This window comes from Tumebacillus amylolyticus (assembly GCF_016722965.1).
GTDB classification, from domain to species: domain Bacteria; phylum Bacillota; class Bacilli; order Tumebacillales; family Tumebacillaceae; genus Tumebacillus; species Tumebacillus amylolyticus.
Map to the genome: position 1 here is coordinate 49,168 of NZ_JAEQNB010000009.1, position 16,616 is coordinate 65,783.

Annotated in this window: 17 protein-coding genes; 12 read left to right on the forward strand and 5 right to left on the reverse strand. The window is 55.8% G+C overall.

The window, feature by feature from the left end; genetic code table 11:
- The first annotated feature begins 140 nt into the window (after positions 1-140).
- The 9 genes from mobA (at position 141) to groL (ending at position 7,004) form a co-directional block, all read left to right on the forward strand.
- Entirely contained in the window at positions 141-746 is a 606-nt protein-coding gene (gene mobA / locus JJB07_RS21680) for a molybdenum cofactor guanylyltransferase (RefSeq protein ID WP_201638207.1), read from the forward strand.
- Complete coding sequence (locus JJB07_RS21685; protein WP_201638208.1) at positions 739-1,242, forward strand: hypothetical protein; 504 nt, start codon at positions 739-741, stop codon at positions 1,240-1,242. Before mobA ends, JJB07_RS21685 begins: the two co-directional genes overlap by 8 nt.
- A 15-nt stretch (positions 1,243-1,257) precedes the next feature.
- Positions 1,258-2,232, forward strand: coding sequence for a molybdopterin-binding protein (locus tag JJB07_RS21690; RefSeq protein ID WP_488266383.1), 975 nt, complete (start codon positions 1,258-1,260; stop codon positions 2,230-2,232).
- 4 nt (positions 2,233-2,236) lie between these two features.
- Entirely contained in the window at positions 2,237-2,758 is a 522-nt protein-coding gene (gene mobB, locus JJB07_RS21695) for a molybdopterin-guanine dinucleotide biosynthesis protein B (protein ID WP_201638209.1), read from the forward strand.
- Between the two features lie 27 nt (positions 2,759-2,785).
- Complete coding sequence (locus JJB07_RS21700; RefSeq protein WP_201638210.1) at positions 2,786-3,046, forward strand: twin-arginine translocase TatA/TatE family subunit; 261 nt, start codon at positions 2,786-2,788, stop codon at positions 3,044-3,046.
- A gap of 44 nt (positions 3,047-3,090) precedes the next feature.
- Entirely contained in the window at positions 3,091-3,852 is a 762-nt protein-coding gene (gene tatC / locus JJB07_RS21705; RefSeq protein WP_201638211.1) for a twin-arginine translocase subunit TatC, read from the forward strand.
- A gap of 98 nt (positions 3,853-3,950) precedes the next feature.
- On the forward strand, positions 3,951-4,715 hold the full coding sequence (locus JJB07_RS21710) for a DUF4230 domain-containing protein (RefSeq protein WP_201638212.1): 765 nt from the start codon (positions 3,951-3,953) through the stop codon (positions 4,713-4,715).
- A 293-nt stretch (positions 4,716-5,008) separates the two neighbouring features.
- A complete protein-coding gene (gene groES / locus JJB07_RS21715) occupies positions 5,009-5,293 on the forward strand; it encodes a co-chaperone GroES (RefSeq protein ID WP_201638213.1) in 285 nt (94 codons plus the stop codon).
- 76 nt (positions 5,294-5,369) lie between these two features.
- A complete protein-coding gene (gene groL / locus JJB07_RS21720) occupies positions 5,370-7,004 on the forward strand; it encodes a chaperonin GroEL (RefSeq protein ID WP_201638214.1) in 1,635 nt (544 codons plus the stop codon).
- A 46-nt stretch (positions 7,005-7,050) separates the two neighbouring features.
- Here groL and JJB07_RS21725 read toward each other — a convergent pair whose 3' ends face one another.
- From JJB07_RS21725 to JJB07_RS21735, 3 genes are all read right to left on the reverse strand, one after another.
- On the reverse strand, positions 7,051-8,466 hold the full coding sequence (locus tag JJB07_RS21725) for a DHA2 family efflux MFS transporter permease subunit (RefSeq protein WP_201638259.1): 1,416 nt from the start codon (positions 8,464-8,466) through the stop codon (positions 7,051-7,053).
- An 89-nt stretch (positions 8,467-8,555) separates the two neighbouring features.
- Entirely contained in the window at positions 8,556-9,170 is a 615-nt protein-coding gene (locus JJB07_RS21730) for a TetR/AcrR family transcriptional regulator (protein ID WP_201638215.1), read from the reverse strand.
- Between the two features lie 146 nt (positions 9,171-9,316).
- Positions 9,317-10,363, reverse strand: a complete 1,047-nt coding sequence (locus JJB07_RS21735; RefSeq protein ID WP_236588301.1) for an adenylate/guanylate cyclase domain-containing protein — start codon at positions 10,361-10,363, stop codon at positions 9,317-9,319.
- Positions 10,364-10,519: 156 nt separating this feature from the next.
- Here JJB07_RS21735 and JJB07_RS21740 point away from each other — a divergent pair, with 156 nt between their 5' ends.
- The 3 genes from JJB07_RS21740 to JJB07_RS24450 all read left to right on the forward strand — a co-directional run bounded on the left by JJB07_RS21740 (position 10,520) and on the right by JJB07_RS24450 (position 13,997).
- On the forward strand, positions 10,520-11,941 hold the full coding sequence (locus tag JJB07_RS21740; protein WP_201638217.1) for a type 1 glutamine amidotransferase family protein: 1,422 nt from the start codon (positions 10,520-10,522) through the stop codon (positions 11,939-11,941).
- A 155-nt stretch (positions 11,942-12,096) separates the two neighbouring features.
- Positions 12,097-12,798, forward strand: a complete 702-nt coding sequence (locus JJB07_RS21745) for a thioesterase II family protein (protein WP_201638218.1) — start codon at positions 12,097-12,099, stop codon at positions 12,796-12,798.
- A gap of 122 nt (positions 12,799-12,920) precedes the next feature.
- Positions 12,921-13,997, forward strand: coding sequence for a peptidoglycan DD-metalloendopeptidase family protein (locus JJB07_RS24450; protein ID WP_201638219.1), 1,077 nt, complete (start codon positions 12,921-12,923; stop codon positions 13,995-13,997).
- A 50-nt stretch (positions 13,998-14,047) separates the two neighbouring features.
- On the opposite strand, the gene JJB07_RS21755 is transcribed toward JJB07_RS24450, so the two are convergent.
- Together JJB07_RS21755 and JJB07_RS21760 are read right to left on the reverse strand one after the other, a co-directional pair.
- Positions 14,048-15,424 carry a TIGR00366 family protein gene (locus JJB07_RS21755; RefSeq protein WP_201638220.1) on the reverse strand — a complete coding sequence of 459 codons (1,377 nt, stop codon included), beginning with the start codon at positions 15,422-15,424 and terminating at the stop codon, positions 14,048-14,050.
- 134 nt (positions 15,425-15,558) lie between these two features.
- Entirely contained in the window at positions 15,559-16,473 is a 915-nt protein-coding gene (locus JJB07_RS21760; protein ID WP_201638221.1) for a DMT family transporter, read from the reverse strand.
- Positions 16,474-16,616: the final 143 nt, after the last annotated feature.

Genomic DNA, 16,616 nt, shown 5'->3' on the forward strand with positions numbered 1-16,616 from the left:
CATGCCGACTGGCTTTACAGATAGTAGTAGTGTAGCATAGGCTTCAAATATATGACAGTAGTCCCAGAGAGGAAATTTACAAATATGTACCTGACATGAACAAGTTAAATGAACCCTCAATCACAAGAGGTGTCTTTTTATTGGGCGGTCGATCAAAGCGCATGGGGGTCTCCAAGCAGTGGCTTCCTTTTGCGAACCGTCCCTTGTTGTTGCATTCTTATGATAGACTGAGGACGGTATGCCAAGAAGTCGTCGCCGTGACGAACGACGTGCAAGACCAACAGCGCGTGCAGGACTTGGGACTCAGGGCGGTGCGGGACTTTTTTCCCGATCAAGGTCCGTTGGCCGGTTTGCACGCCGGATTGCAAGGTCTGGAGGAGCACCAAACGGCGGTCTTGCTGGGGTGTGATCTTCCTTTTTTGCGCAGGCAGGTTCTTCAAGACCTGATTCACGAATTGGAGAGAGACCCGGAACTGGATGCCGTGGTACCCTGTGAAGGGGGAGACGGACATCTGTACCCGGTTTGTGCCGTGTACCGAGCTCGTGTGCGGCAGGTTGCAGAAGAACATTTACGGCGGGGCGAGAATGCGATGCGCCGCTTTTTGGCAGAAATCCGTGTGTTGTACATACCGACGGAGCGGTGGGCGGCGTGCTCACCTCATCCGTTTTTTAACATGAACACGCCTGAGGACTATGAAGAGGCGTGTATCTTATGGAAGAGAGAAGGATTTGGAGATCATGAGTGAATACTTGTTGGCTTTGGGATACGGCGGCGACCGGGAAGCGGCGGCTTGGTTTGAATGGAACTTCCGCTGCAAGATCGGGGAGGAGAAAAAAAGCGACAACGCCTCTCGCGATGCGTTTCTGCGCGAATTTATCGCAGGAACGGAAAACGGTCAGGAGTACGCCATCGTCGCCGAAGACCCGAAAGCGCCGTTCGTGCGCGCCTTCGCTGAATTCGGCAAAGCAGCGCTCAAGGAGCACCGCGACCTGTTCGTGTTCTACATCCTCGAAGATGCACAGAACCCGAGCAACCGCTTCAAACTCTATTTGAAAGCGGACGATCCCGAAGCGGAACTGCCGGAGCACCAAATCTATTGCGACGGCTTCGATGTGCCGAGAGCTGCTCTGATGTGGATGCAAGAGCAAGTCGGATGCCGCTTCTACGTCACCGAAGATCGTTCCGAAATGATGATCGAATTCCCGTACCAAGGGCCGGAAGAGCTTCCGGTGCTTCAATAAGAGGGGGCGTTCTCTGTGAAAAAGGAAGTCCGCGTCGAAGACGCGATCGGGATGCGACTTGCGCACGATCTCACCCGCATCGTACCGGGAGTCTTCAAAGGACGTGCCTTCACCAAGGGCCACATCATCCGCGAAGAGGACATTCCCGAACTGCTCAAAATCGGCAAAGAACACATCTACGTATTGGAACTCTCCGACGGCGAACTGCATGAAGACGACGCCGCGCTGCGCATGGCGGCCGTTTTGGGCGGGGAGAACATGACGTATGAAGACCCGCATGAAGGCAAAGTCGTGCTGAAATCCGCGATCCAAGGCTTGCTGAAAGTCGACGTGAAGCGTCTCATGCAAATCAATTTGATCGACGAAATCGCCGTAGTCTCTCGAAAAAACAATACGGTCCTCGAACCGGGCGACAAGATTTGCGGATTGCGTGCCATTCCGTTGACGGTCGCTTCTGAAAAAGTAGAGGCTGTCGAAAAAATTGCGCGGGAAATGAATGTGTTGACCGTCAAAGAGTTCAAGTCTCTGAAAGTCGGCGTCGTGACGACAGGGTCTGAAGTGTTGAAAGGCCGGATTCAAGATAAGTTCGGCCCCGTCGTGCGTGCCAAGTTGGAGAAGTTCGGCTCGTCCGTGATCGAGCAAAAAATCGTCGGCGACGCCGTCGAGGACATTCGAACGGCGATTGAAGAGTTTCATGCGAACGGCGCGGACATGGTAATCTGCACCGGCGGGATGTCGGTGGACCCTGACGACCGAACTCCCGGCGCGATCAAAGCGGCGGCAACGCAAGTCGTTTCGTACGGGATGCCGGTTTTGCCGGGTTCGATGATGATGTTGGCGTACCGCGAAGGGATGCCGATCTTCGGACTGCCGGGCTGTGTGATTTTTGACGACTTCACTTCGTTTGACATGCTGCTCCCCCGCGTCCTCGCAGGCGAAATCGTCACTCGCGCCGAAATCGCCGAACTCGGCCACGGCGGACTGCTCTAGTTCGATGAGAGTTCCTGCATTTGCGGTGGTCGGCTACAAAAACACAGGCAAAACCACGTTGGTTTCGCGTCTCGTCGCTCGTCTGACTCAACTCGGCTACCGAGTGGGAACTTGCAAGCACGACGGCTCCCACGACTTGCGACTCGATGCGGAGGGCACCGACTCTGCGAAACACCGCCAAGCGGGGGCCGAGGTTGTGTTGGTCGCCGGGCGGGAGCAGGCGTTTTTGCAAAGGTCTTATGAAGTCGAGCCGACGCTTGAGGAGTGGCTTCTGCAACTCTCCGACCCGGCGTTGCATCTCGATGTCATCGTCGTGGAGGGTTGGAAACACTCCGACTTGCCCAAAATCGTCCTGCTTGGACCGGAGAATCTTGAACACTTGTCGAACGTTCTGGCCTATGCTGTCGAATCCGGTCGGCTCCCGATTGCGGAGGGAGAGACAGGGGTGTATGATAGAGAGGATGTTGAAGGTCTGATCCATATGATCCTGGCGCAGGTTCTGCGAAACCGACCGCCGTCCAACTAATTACGCACCCTGGAGGGACACTATCGCATGTTTTCCAACATTGGTTTTCCGGGCCTGATCCTGATCCTCGTCCTCGCCCTGATCATCTTTGGCCCGAACAAGCTGCCGGAAATCGGCAAAGCGTTCGGCAAAACGCTCAAGGAATTCAAGTCCGCGACCAAAGGTCTGACCGAGGACGATGACGACGACGTCAAAGCCCCGAAGCAAATCGAACTCACCAAAACCGAACAAGTCCAAGCTCCGCAACACGTCCCGTCCGACGCGGCACCGAAAGCGGAATCCAAGTAACATCCGAATCGCTCCCCTTTCTGGGTTAAGGAGTGAATGACCCGTTGAGTCAAGAGGAACAACCGTTAGTCAGCCACCTGTCGGAGTTGCGCAAACGAATCATCTGGGTGTTGGTCATTTTCTTGATCAACTTGATCATCACGTTCGTTTTTGTCGACCCGATCTATAACTTCTTGGTCAACGACGCCAACCGTCTCTTCCCGGAGATGGGACCGATCAAGTTGACCGTTCTCGGCCCCGGCGAGATTCTCAAAGTCTACTTCACCGTCGCCGGCATGGCGGCCATCGGGCTGACGCTTCCGTTTTTGCTGTATCATGTTTGGAAGTTCATCTCGCCGGCGCTGGAGGAGCGGGAAGCGAAAGTTGCGTTCCGCTACATTCCGCTGGTGTTGGGCATGTTTCTGGCCGGGATTAGCTTCGGGTATTTCCTCGTGTTCCCGCTTCTGTACAAGTTCTTGTATGAGCTTGGTTCTTCGCGGTTCACGATCAGTTATACGGCGAGCAACTACTTCTCGTTCTTGAACATGATGGTCGTGCCGTTCGGGTTGATTTTCGAGATGCCGGTTGCGGTGATGTTCTTGAGCCGCATCGGGATTCTCGCCCCGCAAACGCTCGTCAAAGTGCGCAAGTACGCCTACTTCGTCATGGTCATCATCGCCTCGATGATCTCCCCGCCGGAGCTGACGTCGCACTTGGCGGTGGCCACGCCGATGATCTTGCTGTATGAAATTTCGATTGTGATTTCCAAATGGTCGTGGCGCAAGCGTCAGGCCATGCTGGCCGAGCAAGCCGCGCAGTTTGAGTAACAGGAGTAACAGCGAGAGTGAACAGCCTTTTTTCCGCAGGGAGAAAAGGCTGTTTTTGTGAAGAGCAACATACGTTTGAGGGAGAAGGAGGGAGCACGTTGAGCGACAAATCGAACGACCAACTGATTCGCGAACTGGAGACCGTTCTGCACCAACTCCGCGAAGGCCAGACGGAAGCATCTGCCGCCATCGCCGCCGACCTTCTGCAAGGCCTCTCCATTCCGAACTTCAAGAAGCCGAAACTGGGGCTTCGCAAGCGCGTCAAGCGTTTTGTGTTTCGCAGTGTGTTGACGTTGTTGGCGCTCGGCCTCATCGGGGGCGGGGTGTATGCGTACTTCGCCAAGGAGAACAAACCGACGATCTCATCCTTCGTCACCGGCGTGCAAGGCATGGCGCAGCTCGCCACGGCAGAAGCGTATGTGATGACGACGATCGAGGGCCAAGACAACAAACTGTTCGGCATGGACATCTCGGCCGACATCCCCGGCACCAAGCGCCATTACATGATCATCGTTCCGGCGAAGATCACGTCCGGCGTGGACCTCAAAGCCGTAAGCGACTCCGACATCCAACTCGACGACGGCGCGAAAACTGTCGAGATCACCCTGCCGCATGCGCAGATTCTCGACGACGCCATCCAGATGAACGACGTCAAAGTCTACACCGAGGAGGGCCTCCTGCGAGCGGGCTACACCGCCAAGGAGGGCGTGGACTTGATCGCCCAGGCATCCGTCAAGGAACGCCTCAACCAGCAAGCCAAGGACGCCGGTCTGATCAAGACCGCCGAAGACAACGCCACCCAAGCGCTGCAGAAACTGTACGACCAATTCGGCTATCATGTGATCGTTACGTACCGCGACTAGCATAGGTTTCAGAAAAAAGGGCAAGGTCCGCGAGCGGGCCTTGTCCTTTTTTGTCAGAGGATTTGTGGAAAATTCGTTCTCATTCGCGAAAGTCTCTCATAGATAAGAGAGGGGACAACCCGTATAATGAGCAGTGTCCGGGGAGACGCTGTATAGCTGTGTGACAAAAAAAGTTTACAAATTTTTTTGCCTGAGGCTCTTGCAAAGAAATTCATGTTTGACTATCATAGGAAATGGAATTAGCACTCTCGTCTGACGAGTGCTAACAAAACGTTCTCAAGGAGGTTTTTTTCATGATTAAGCCGATCGGTGACCGTGTTGTCATCAAAGTTGTAGAACGTGAGGAGAAAACCGCATCCGGGCTGTTCCTGCCGGACACCGCGAAGGAAAAGCCGCAAGAAGGCGAAATCATCGCAGTTGGCACCGGTAAGGTTGTAGGCAACGCCGTTCTCCCGTTGGAACTCAACGTTGGCGACCGCGTCATCTACTCCAAGTATGCAGGTACCGAGCTGAAGTACGATGGCGTCGAATACCTCATCTTGCGTGAAGCCGATATCCTCGCAGTTGTAGAACGCTAAATTTTTCGCACCACCGACATAGAACACCTGAGCAGTTCCAATACGTAAACCGACAACAGGTAGGAGGTTTTCGAACATGGCCAAAGAAATCAAGTTCAACGAAGAAGCTCGCCGTGCGATGCTGCGCGGTGTGGACGTTCTGGCAGACGCAGTAAAAGTAACCCTCGGCCCGCGCGGCCGCAACGTGGTACTGGAGAAGAAATTCGGTTCCCCGCTCATCACCAACGACGGTGTTACCATCGCGAAGGAAATCGAACTCGAAGACGCTTTCGAGAACATGGGGGCACAACTCGTTAAGGAAGTTGCCACCAAAACCAACGATGTAGCGGGTGACGGCACCACCACCGCAACCGTTCTGGCGCAAGCGCTGATCCGTGAAGGCCTCAAGAACGTAACGGCGGGTGCAAACCCGATCGGCCTGCGTCGCGGGATCGAGAAAGCAGTCCGTGCGGCTGTCGAAGAGATCAAAGCGATCTCCACCCCGATCACCGGCAAAGAATCCATCGCAAACGTTGCAGCGATCTCCGCAGGCGACGATGAAATCGGCCAACAAATCGCCGAAGCGATGGAGAAAGTCGGCCAAGACGGCGTCATCACCGTTGAAGAATCCCGCGGCTTCCTGACCGAAGTGGAAGTTGTCGAAGGGATGCAATTCGACCGTGGTTACATCTCCCCGTACATGGTCACCGACGCTGACAAAATGGAAGCGGTTCTCGACGAGCCGTACATCCTCGTCACCGACAAGAAAATCGGCAACATCCAAGAGATCCTGCCGGTTCTCGAGCGCGTGGTTCAATCCGGCCGTCCGCTCCTGATCATCGCAGAAGACGTCGAAGGCGAAGCGCAAGCAACCCTCGTCGTCAACAAACTGCGCGGCACCTTCACCTGCGTCGCAGTCAAAGCTCCGGGCTTTGGCGATCGCCGCAAAGCGATGCTCCAAGACATCGCAGCTCTGACCGGCGGTCAAGTGATCACCGAAGAACTCGGCCTGGACCTCAAGTCCACCACCGTCGAGCAACTCGGCCGTGCGCGCCAAGTTCGCGTCACCAAGGAAAACACCATCATCGTCGATGGCTCCGGTGACAAAAACGACATCACCGCACGCGTCAACCAAATCAAAACCCAACTCGAAGAAACCACTTCCGAGTTCGACAAAGAGAAGCTCCAAGAGCGTCTCGCGAAACTGTCCGGCGGCGTAGCCGTCATCAAAGTCGGTGCTGCAACCGAAACCGAACTGAAAGAAAAGAAACTGCGCATCGAAGACGCCCTGAACGCAACCCGCGCTGCGGTTGAAGAAGGCATCGTCTCCGGCGGCGGTACCGCACTCGTCAACGTCATCCGCGCTCTCGACAAAGTCGAGCTCGAAGGCGACGAAGCAACCGGTCTCTCCATCGTCCGTGCAGCTCTGGAAGCTCCGATCCGTCAAATCGCGACCAACGCAGGTCTCGAAGGCGCAGTCATCGTCGAACGCCTCAAAAAAGAGGAGATCGGCATCGGCTTCAACGCTGCCAACGGCCAATGGGTGAACATGCACGAAACCGGCATCGTAGACCCGGCGAAAGTAACCCGCACCGCGTTGCAAAACGCTGCATCCGTTGCAGCACTCTTCCTCACCACCGAAGCTGTCATCGCTGACAAGCCGGAGAAGAAGGGCGCTGGCATGCCGGACATGGGCATGGGCGGAATGGGTGGCATGGGCGGCATGATGTAAGCCGTTCTGTTACGAAAAAAAACCCTCCATCGCGGAGGGTTTTTTTTTATGCTTTTTGAACTGCGACTTTTTCTACGGAGGCTTGTTTCGTTTTCTTGATCAAGAAGGAGAGCAGCAATCCGACGACGCCGATCCCGACGATGACCACATACGCGTCGTTGATGCCGGAGATGGCGGCTTCCTTGATCAGTTGCGGTTGCGGCGTGCTTTGCGCGGCACCGGAGGCGATCAAGTCTTGCAGATGGGTTTTGGTGCGGTCCGACATGACGGTGACGAGCAACGACGTGCCGACGGCGCCCGCCACTTGACGGATCGTGTTGGAGATGGCCGTTCCGTGTGCGTTCAACGATTGCGGCAGTTGGTTCAGGCCGGCGGTCTGAATCGGCATCATCAGCAACGCCATCCCGATACGGCGACCCGTGGACATCAGCACCAGATAGGTGAAGCTCGTCGAGTCGGTCAAGTCGATAAAGCCGATCGTGGTGCCGATGACAATGACCATCCCGATGATGGCCAACCACTTCGCGCCGAAGCGGTCGAACAGCTTGCCGGTCACCGGCATCAGGAAGCCCATGACGAGCGCACCCGGGAGCAGGAGCAGACCGGACTCCAGCGCGGTGTACCCGCGAATGTTCTGGAGGTAGATCGGAAGCAGCATCATGTCGGCGTACATCACCATGGTGATCATGATGTTGATCAGGGTGGTCAGTGTGAACATGTTGAACTTGAAAGCGCGCAGATCAAGCAGCGGAGTTTTCGAAACCAGCATCCGCCACGTAAACAGGGCAAGCGCGACAACACCCGCCGTACTCGTGGTGATGACTTCCGTACTCGACCAGCCCAAGTTCCCCGCGCGGGAGAAGCCGTAGAGCAACGCGCCGAACCCGATGGTGGAGAGCGTGACGCTCAGGACATCGAGCTTGGTCTTGACCCGCTCAGACACATTCTTCAAGTAAATGAAGCCCAAGATGATGACCAGAATGGCAAACGGGACCATTCCGTAGAAGATCGCTTCCCATTTGTAGTGTTCGAGAATGTACCCGGTCAGCGTCGGCCCAATCGCCGGGGCGAAGATGATCGCGAGACCGACCAGCCCCATGGCGGCGCCCCGTTTTTCGGGCGGGAACAGCGTGAGGATGACGTTTGTCAGCAACGGCATGATGATGCCGGCGCCCGCCGCTTGGATCAAGCGTCCCGTCAACAGAGAGGGGAACCCGGTCGCAAGGGCGGAAACGATCGTCCCGACCAAGAAAATCACCATGGAAGTTTGGAACAGCTCCCGTGTGGTGAAGCGTTGCATGAGATACGCCGTGATCGGAATCAAGACGCCGTTCACCAGCATGTACCCGGTCGTCAACCACTGGGCGGTGGCCGCGTTGATGCTAAAGTCGTTCATGAGTTCCGGTGTGGCGACGCTCATGATCGTTTGGTTCAAGATGGCGACGAATGCGCCCAAGATCATAATGAACAGAATCGGTCCTTTTTTGATCGAACCGGTGTCTGCGTGCGTAGTGCTACTCAAGTTTTCTCCACCTTCTCTAGTTCTTTTTTCTAGAAACCGTTGCGCAAGTACTGGAACGTCGTGTCCACAAACTGATCGAACGGCGTCGCTCCGGGCCGTTCCTCCGGGGGTTGATCCGGTAGCAAGACGTTCAAGCTCCCGTCAAGCAAGGGCAAGACGATGGCGTACACCGCGCCCGCGAGCAAATGGGTGTACTCCAACGGGTACCGGTCTTGGAACAAGTCGCTCAACATCTGTTGCGAGGACGTCTGCATCCGGCGGTGAACACTGAGGAGAAACGGCTCCAGTGTTGGGTACTGCTTGGCGAGCGAGGTCAGTTGGCGCATCTTGCGAAAAATCACTGCGGAGTGCTGCATTTTCATGAAGTGGTACATGATGTCAAGCGGCGTGGAAGTTTGGGGCAACCCTTCAAGTACCTCGGCCACTTCGTCGAGGCCGTGGTAGGGGAACACCGCAGCCGCCACCGCTTCCTCTTTGCAAGAGTAGTGGTTGGCAAACGTTCGTCTGGAATACCCGGCGATTTGCACCACGTCCTCGACGACGAAACCGTCCAAACCGCGTTCCTGAGCAAGTCCGAACGCCGCATCGGCCAGCGCGTGAGCCGTGGCTTCCCTTTTGACAATGCGCAAACTTTGTTTGTCCATCGTGAGTCGCTTCTGCGAACACCGTCCTTTCTGTAAGGCTAAGGGTAGCTTGCTAATGAATACCCTACCACATTCGTTGCCCATTGGGCAATCATGCACAATAGGCAATGAAAAAAAGAAGGCTCCCGTCGGGGGCCTTCTTTTTTTCATGAAAACCAGATGCGGATGAGTTCGGTGCCTTGTTCCTTGCCGCGCAGGCGGACGGCACCGATGCGTTCGCTTTTGAAAAAGTGGGTGTCGCCTTGGGCGCGAATCAGGTGGAGGAGGTCGCCGGAGATGAGGCATTCGACCTCTTGCTGTTTGCATTCTTCTTGCAGACGGGCGGCGGTGTTGACCGTGTCGCCGAGGAATGCGATCTCGCGTTTGTTGTCTCCGATCTCCGCCGCGACGACGGGGCCGCCGTGGAGCCCGACGCGAAATTCGGGAGCGAATCCGTACTTGTGACGGTAGCGGTTCCGGACATGCGTGAGGGTGTCTTGAATCGATTGGTAACAGCGCAGACAGTTGCCGTTCTTGACGCCGAGTTTGATCGGCCACGAGACGATGACGGCGTCGCCGACGTACTTGTAGATTTCGCCTTTGGTTCGGAGGATGGAGTTGGTGATGTCGTAGAAGAAGTCGTTGAGGAAGTCCTGATAGCGGAGGTCGCCGAGTTTTTCGGCGATTTCTGTGGAGCCGCGGATGTCGAGGAACATGAAGATGCGCTCTTCCTCGACGGGGCGATGGTACTTGCCGGTCAAGAAATACCCCAGCACCTGTCGTCCGACCAAGCGGCTGAGCATCACGTAGACGTTGAGCAGGAAGGTCAGGAGCAGGATGAGCAGCGCCGCGACGTAGAACGAGCGGTTGATCTCGATGTCGAACCTGCCTTTGGACAGCAGCTTTTCAAACCCGTACGACATCGTCAGCCAGAACGTGACCATCGTGGCGTAGTAGATCGTGCGGACCAAGACGCCGACGAAGAAACGGGCACGCCGGAGATAGCGGGCGAACAGGTACGTTTCGGCGGTGGAGATCGAGATGCTCGTCACCATCCCCGTGAGCGCCCCGGTCAACGCGTTCCAAAAAATCGCGTCCTCATTTAGAAAAGCGTTCAAAACCCCGACCCAAACTCCAAAAAAGCCACTGACCAGCATGAGGCGGAGTCCTTTTTTCAAAAGCTCTTGATTGCGAGAAGAAAAATGTACGTTCAAAAGTATCGTCACCCTTATAAATAGCCGTTTCTTTAATTCTAAGTGGCGTTTGGGTTCAAGTGCAAGCAATTCCTCGTCAAACGCTCTCCGTATACCCCTTTTCCGTGCGGGAAATCCTAGGAGGAAGATCCTGGTATACGGGAGGTTGGGCACGGTTTGAAAAAAATAGGGCTCCTGTCGCTCCTCGTTGCGCTCGTCGGCAGTGTGTTTTTGTATTCATCCGCTCACGGCGAGACGCGGGATGAACTGCAAGCGATGGTGCTTTACGAACCCGGCACGACCGGGTATCTGGATGCATTTCAAGACCTCAAGCAGTCGCTGATCGCCAACATGACCGTCACGAGCACCCCGCTCTCCGAATGGAACCATGTGAACCTGTCCCTCTACCGCGTGGTCTACCCCGATCCCTCGCTTCTCCAAGATGCCAACCGCGCCGAGATCGTGGAGAAACTGATGGCGTATGTAAAAAACGGAGGCTTCCTCTACGTGGAAGACGCCGTGCGCGAAGCTTTCCCCGCTGAATTCCTCGGGGCGCGGGAGTTCCGTCCCGTCCCCGGCGCACCAACCGCGATGGAGTTCCCCGAAGTACGCCTGAACCTGCGCGGGTTGCAAGGAGTCGTGAAAGACTTCCACGACCCCCCAAAAAAACCCCTCGGCGCGGGCATGATCCCCACCACGGCCGAGACGCTGGCGAAATCCAACGGTCTCTCGCTGTTCACCGTGAATCGCGTCGGCGAGGGCTCCGTTTTTTTTGCGGCATCCGGCAAGTACCTGCTGCGCAACGAGTTCGCCGCTTACGCCGCCCTCGAATCCACAGGCTTTGTTGTAAAAAAAGTCCTCGGCACGTACGGACGCCCTGCCTTGGCCTATCATAAAAAGGAAGGGAAACAGTCGATTCCCTACCAAGAACAGATGACGCCGGTGTCCAAGCCCGATCTTGCAAGCGCCCGGCACGACTTGCCGATTCGCGTGTTCTCGCCGGAACCCGGTGGAACGGAAATGGAGAAGACCGCGAAATTCGTGGACAAATTCTGCACCGACAACGACTACAATTTCATGACCGAAGAGCAGATGTCTCGCACGTTCCACACGGTGCTAGGCTCGCACGTCGAGCTCGTGCCGGATACGAGCAGCGATGCACGAATCTACACGCTGGAAGTTACGCCGCCGGAAGATTCGAAGTGGCTGGGCGACTACTTGAAGGTCTTGGGCGTGCAAGTTCAACTCGGGGAGCGGTACGCCAACGAGGGCGTGACGACAGACGCCGATATCTATATGAGGAGAAGCAATTCGATCTACTTCGGCGTTTGGCAAAAAGCGACGTTCACCATCGGGCTTCCCAAGCACCCTCTCGATCCGCCGCATCTCGTGCGTGCCAACATGCCGGTCGAAGTCAAGCAGAGCGGACAACTCGTCACGCTCGACTGGAAAAGCAAAGGCTTGCAGCAAGTGAAATTTTTCGCCCCGAACGGGTTGCAGGTGAATTCGAAGGGGTGGAAAGTGCGGCAGGACGGGGGGCGTGTGTATATCCTGACTCGTTCCGGCGATCCGACCGTTCTCCAGATGAGGTATTTGTAAAAAAAACCGACCTGCCTGTTGTAGAGGCGAGTTGGTTTTTTTGTTGTGAGTACGACGATTGACACCATTACCCAACCATCATATACTCAAAATTACGAAGCTTGATATAAATACAGTTAATAATTTATCTAATATAACTTGGAGGGTCTCCTGTCATGACCACTTTGAAACTATTCATGCTCCCGTTTGCGGGAGGTTCCGCCCAGATCGCCTACCAAGGGTGGAAAGAACACCTGCCGTCCTCAATTCAAATGATCCCCATCGACCCGCCGGGCCGCGGTCGTCGGTTGATGGACCCCTTGGCGGAGAATTTGGACGAGATGCTGGCCGACTTGTACTTGCAGGTCTGTCCTCATCTCGACGGCACGCCGTTTGCGATCTTCGGTCACAGCCTGGGGTGTCTGCTCGGCTACGAACTCGCCCACAGACTGATCGAGCGCGGCCACGGAAGCCCCCAAGCCCTGTTCCTTTCGGGGAAAAAACCGCCTCATCGTCCGGTGGACGTGACGCGCTACAATATGTCGCGCACAGACTTCAAGCGGACGATCACCGAGATGGGCGGCACCGCCGAGGAAATTCTCGACAACGACGAGCTGTTCGAATTTTTCGAGCCGATGATTCGCGCCGATTTCAAACTGGTCGACACCTACGAATATCGGGAAAAACCTCGTGCGCTTGCGTGCCCGATCTACATTTTCAACGGCTTGAGCGATCCTTTGACCTCCGTCGAGCATATGGACGAGTGGAAGTCGTACACGACCGGCCCTTGCACCGTTTTGCATTATGAGGGCGGGCACTTCTTCTTGAACGAACACGCGGAAGGAATCTGTTTGGAGATCTCCAACAATTTCCTCTAAATTCCGACAAGATCACCCAGTATTGTGACAGAACTGTTTCAACTCGTCTCCACCGGCAGGATTCGATGTTATGTCGACGAAATTCTTACGACAGACTTCGACAACCGGAGAGGAGAACTGTAGTGAAACAGAAAACACAGCGAAAATTCCTGACCGGTCTGCTCGCCGCGTTGCTGTTGACGGGGATGATCCCGAACGGTGCGTGGGCAGACGATTCTCTGGATTCCGCCAAGCAACAGGCGGACCAATTGCGTGATCAGCAGAGCCAACTCACCCAACAACTTCAAGCCAATCAGGCTGAGATAGACAAATTGACGGCCGACATCCAATCCGCGATGCAAAAAAGTGACGACCTGCAAAAGCAAATCGTCACCACCCAAGCGAAGTTGGAAGAGCAGAAGCAGAAGCTCAAAGGCCGTGTGAAAACGATGTACGAGGGCGGCGACGTTTCGTTTTGGAGCGTGTTGCTCGACTCGACGAACTTCAGCGATTTCCTCGACCGCATGCAACTCCTGACGATGATCGTCCAGCAAGACAACACGATCATCGAGGATTACAAAGCCACCCAAGCTGAGCTTCAGCAACAACAAGCCGACCTCAGCGCGCAACAAGAACTGCGCAAGAGCAAGCAGGCCGAATTGAACGAGATGGAAACCAAACTCCAAGACCAGTACCAAGACGTGCAGAGCCAGATCGCCGTCAAGGACGAAGAGATCGCCGATCTCGAAGCCGCAGGTGTGGCGGCGTACCAAAGCTATGCGAGCAGCGTGCAAGCGGGGACGATCATCCCGCCGACGGGCGGAGGGACATTTGCTTGGCCGGTGCCGAGTTCCCATACGATCAACTCGGGCTACGGCATGCGCAGCGGCGGCGAGTTCCACAAGGGCATCGACATCGGAGCGCCGGTGGGGACTCCGATCACCGCAGTTGCAGACGGCACGGTCTGGCAGGCGGGGACGGCGTCCGGGTTCGGGCATTGGATCGTCATCTTGCACGACAACGGCGTGATGTCGGTCTACGGGCACATGTTCAGCAGCGGCGTCTACGTCAGCGCGGGACAGCGAGTCCAGCAAGGCCAAGTCATTGGGGCCACGGGCAACGACGGCGAATCCACGGGCCCGCATCTCCACTTCGCCATCGCCAACGGCGTCTCCGGCGGCCGCATGAACTACATCAACCCGATGGGGTATCTGCAATAGAATAGAAAAGACCTTCGACTCCATGCAGTCGAAGGTCTTTTTTTTTTGTCCTAGAAGATCAGGAGGCAGCCGCCGAAGAAGACGAAGCCGAAGATCAGCGCCATGAGACAGTAGCCCATGATGTCGCGGATGGTGAGGCCGGCAAGCGCGATGACGGGGAGTGCCCAGAACGGCTGGACCATGTTGAAGACTCCTTCGCCAAATGCGACCGACATCGAGATTTTGCCGAGGTATTCGGGAGACGTTTGTTTGAGCGCCATCGCCGCTTCGATGGAGATCGGACCTTGCACCGCCCAGTGTCCGCCGCCGGACGGGACGAACATCGTGATCAGGCACGACCCGATGAAGTTCAAGAACGGCAAAGTGTGCACCGTCGCCGCCGAAACGAGGTCGCGGGCGAGAATCGTTTGCAACGGGTCGATGCCTTTCGCCGGGATGTACGCCATCAGCGCCATGATGCCGCCGTAGAGCGGGTATTGCAAGAGCAACGACCCCGACGATTTCGCCGCATCCACAAACGCTCGAGCATAGTTGATCGGAGTCCAGTGGAACAGCAGACCGAGCACGGTGAACAGCATAATCATCGTGTTGATCGAAACTTGCCCTTTCAACGGGCCGAAGAATTCATAAAACCCTGCCGCCGCCAGCAACAGGTTGAGAATCCACAAGCCCTCAATCCGCGTGGCAAACGTCTTCGGAGCTTGTTGAATCGCTTCTGCCGACGCCGCAACTTCTGCATCCGCTTTCAAAAGTACGTCACGGTTGATCGGCTTGATGTTGCGCGGTGCCATGAATTTCAAAATGAACGGGAACGCGACCAGAGTGAGCAAGACCGGAACCAAGTTGTACGACGTGAACAGCGTGTCTTTGATATCGACCGTTTGTTTGGTCATTTTGTAGATGATGTTCAACGTCGAGGACGGGTCGGCGTTGGCGAGCATGATCGACGACGAGAAGCCCGAGGTCCAGACGATGAAGCCCATGTACGCCGCCGCAACGACGTAGCCGAAGTCCATTTTTTCCAAGCGTTTCGCGATTTCTTTGGCGAGGATCGTGCCGATGACCAGCCCTAAGCCCCAGTTGACCAGCGAGCCGACCGCCCCGGTGAGAAAGCAGAGGATCGCCGCTTGCGCTTGGTTTTTCGGCAGGGCCGCGAGTCGGACGAGGCCCTTTTTGATCAAAGGCGCTTGGGCGAGGGTGGTGCCGCAGACGAGGATGAGCGTCATCTGCAACGCAAACGTGAAGATGTTCTGCTTGCCCCAGACGCCTTCGTACCACGCATTGACCAGCCCCGACATCGAAGCTTGCGGCACCAACCAGAAGTTCAGCAACACAACCAAGAACGTCAGGATGATGGCGAACAAGTACGGGTCCGGCATGAAGCGTTGGACATAACGGACGAAAAAGTTCGTGAGTCTTGCAAACAAGAGAAAAGACCTCCTTTTGTACAAATATTTACACATGAACAGTATTACTGGATAGAGGGGACAATTCCCTCTTTTACAAATAAAAAAAAGTGAAGACCCGCGGGTCTCCACTGTTTATGCTTCCTGCCACTTTCTCAAGCGGTGGCGGGGGCAGGTGTGCCGGCGCCGGGTTTGGAAGTCGGTTTTTTGTTGGCGACGGCGACGCCGCCTAAGATCAGCACGCCCCCGAGAATCTGCGAGGCGTAAATCGGGTCGCCGAGCAGGAAGTGCCCCGCGATCAACGCGATAAACGGTTGGACGTTCATGAACATCGCCGCACGCGAAGCTCCGATCACGGAGACCCCTTGGTTCCACCAGAACCCGGCGAGCCCTTGGTTGAGAATCCCCGCTGTGGCGAGCAAAACCCACAGCCAGATGCTGTGCGAGATCATGGTGCCGCCGGTGGCGACTTCTCCCGAGAACGGGATGATCATCAGCGCCGAGCCGAACACCGTGGAGAAAATCGTCACGGCGTAGGAGGAGAGAGTTTCCGTTAGACGACGGATAAACAGAAGCGACGTGGAGAGCGTCAGCATGGCGCCCATCAAGTAGAGGTCGCCGATGGAGAGGCCGAGCTCGCTGTTGCCGCCAAACAACACGATGATGATGACGCCCGCCAAACCGACGATTGCGCCGGTGACCTTGAAGACGTTAAAGCGTTCCTTCAAAAAAATCCGAGCCAAGATCGTCGTGCAAATCGGCGCGAGGGCGAGAATCAGCGCGGCATTGCCCGCTGTGGAGTGATGAAGCCCGGTGAAGTAAAATGTCTGGTTGAGCAACGTCCCGAAAATCCCGGCTCCTGCCAACAACCCCCATTCTTTCTTGGAAGGCTTGCGAAGTCCGCCGTTGACCAACGCGACGGTGATCAAGAACAGGGACGTCATGCAGATCCGAACAAACGACAGAAAAATCGGCGAGAAGTCGCGCAGCAAGTACGCGCTGATCGCGTAGTTGCAGCCCCAGAGCAGGGAGACACCGAGCAGCCGAATCAGGGTTAATCGCTCAGACATGGTTGGTTTCACGATCCTCTTTTTATGAAGTTGGGTGAATGTCGAAAAGTATATATGCTTAGTTTTCGATTGTAGTACACCTTGAGAGATCGCGCAAGATGAAGAATGTAAAAAGAGAAAGAGCCTGCGAGGGCTCCTTCTCT

What these genes read in the sequence shown, in the direction of transcription:
- JJB07_RS21725 (WP_201638259.1), bottom strand. Translation starts at nt 8,466, where the DNA reads ATGATCTTGGGCGCATTCGTCGCCATCTTGAACCAAACGATCATGAGC.
- JJB07_RS21700 (WP_201638210.1), top strand. Translation starts at nt 2,786, where the DNA reads ATGTTTTCCAACATTGGTTTTCCGGGCCTGATCCTGATCCTCGTCCTC.
- JJB07_RS21730 (WP_201638215.1), bottom strand. Translation starts at nt 9,170, where the DNA reads ATGGACAAACAAAGTTTGCGCATTGTCAAAAGGGAAGCCACGGCTCAC.
- groES (WP_201638213.1), top strand. Translation starts at nt 5,009, where the DNA reads ATGATTAAGCCGATCGGTGACCGTGTTGTCATCAAAGTTGTAGAACGT.
- mobB (WP_201638209.1), top strand. Translation starts at nt 2,237, where the DNA reads ATGAGAGTTCCTGCATTTGCGGTGGTCGGCTACAAAAACACAGGCAAA.
- JJB07_RS21685 (WP_201638208.1), top strand. Translation starts at nt 739, where the DNA reads ATGAGTGAATACTTGTTGGCTTTGGGATACGGCGGCGACCGGGAAGCG.
- JJB07_RS21745 (WP_201638218.1), top strand. Translation starts at nt 12,097, where the DNA reads ATGACCACTTTGAAACTATTCATGCTCCCGTTTGCGGGAGGTTCCGCC.
- JJB07_RS21760 (WP_201638221.1), bottom strand. Translation starts at nt 16,473, where the DNA reads ATGTCTGAGCGATTAACCCTGATTCGGCTGCTCGGTGTCTCCCTGCTC.
- groL (WP_201638214.1), top strand. Translation starts at nt 5,370, where the DNA reads ATGGCCAAAGAAATCAAGTTCAACGAAGAAGCTCGCCGTGCGATGCTG.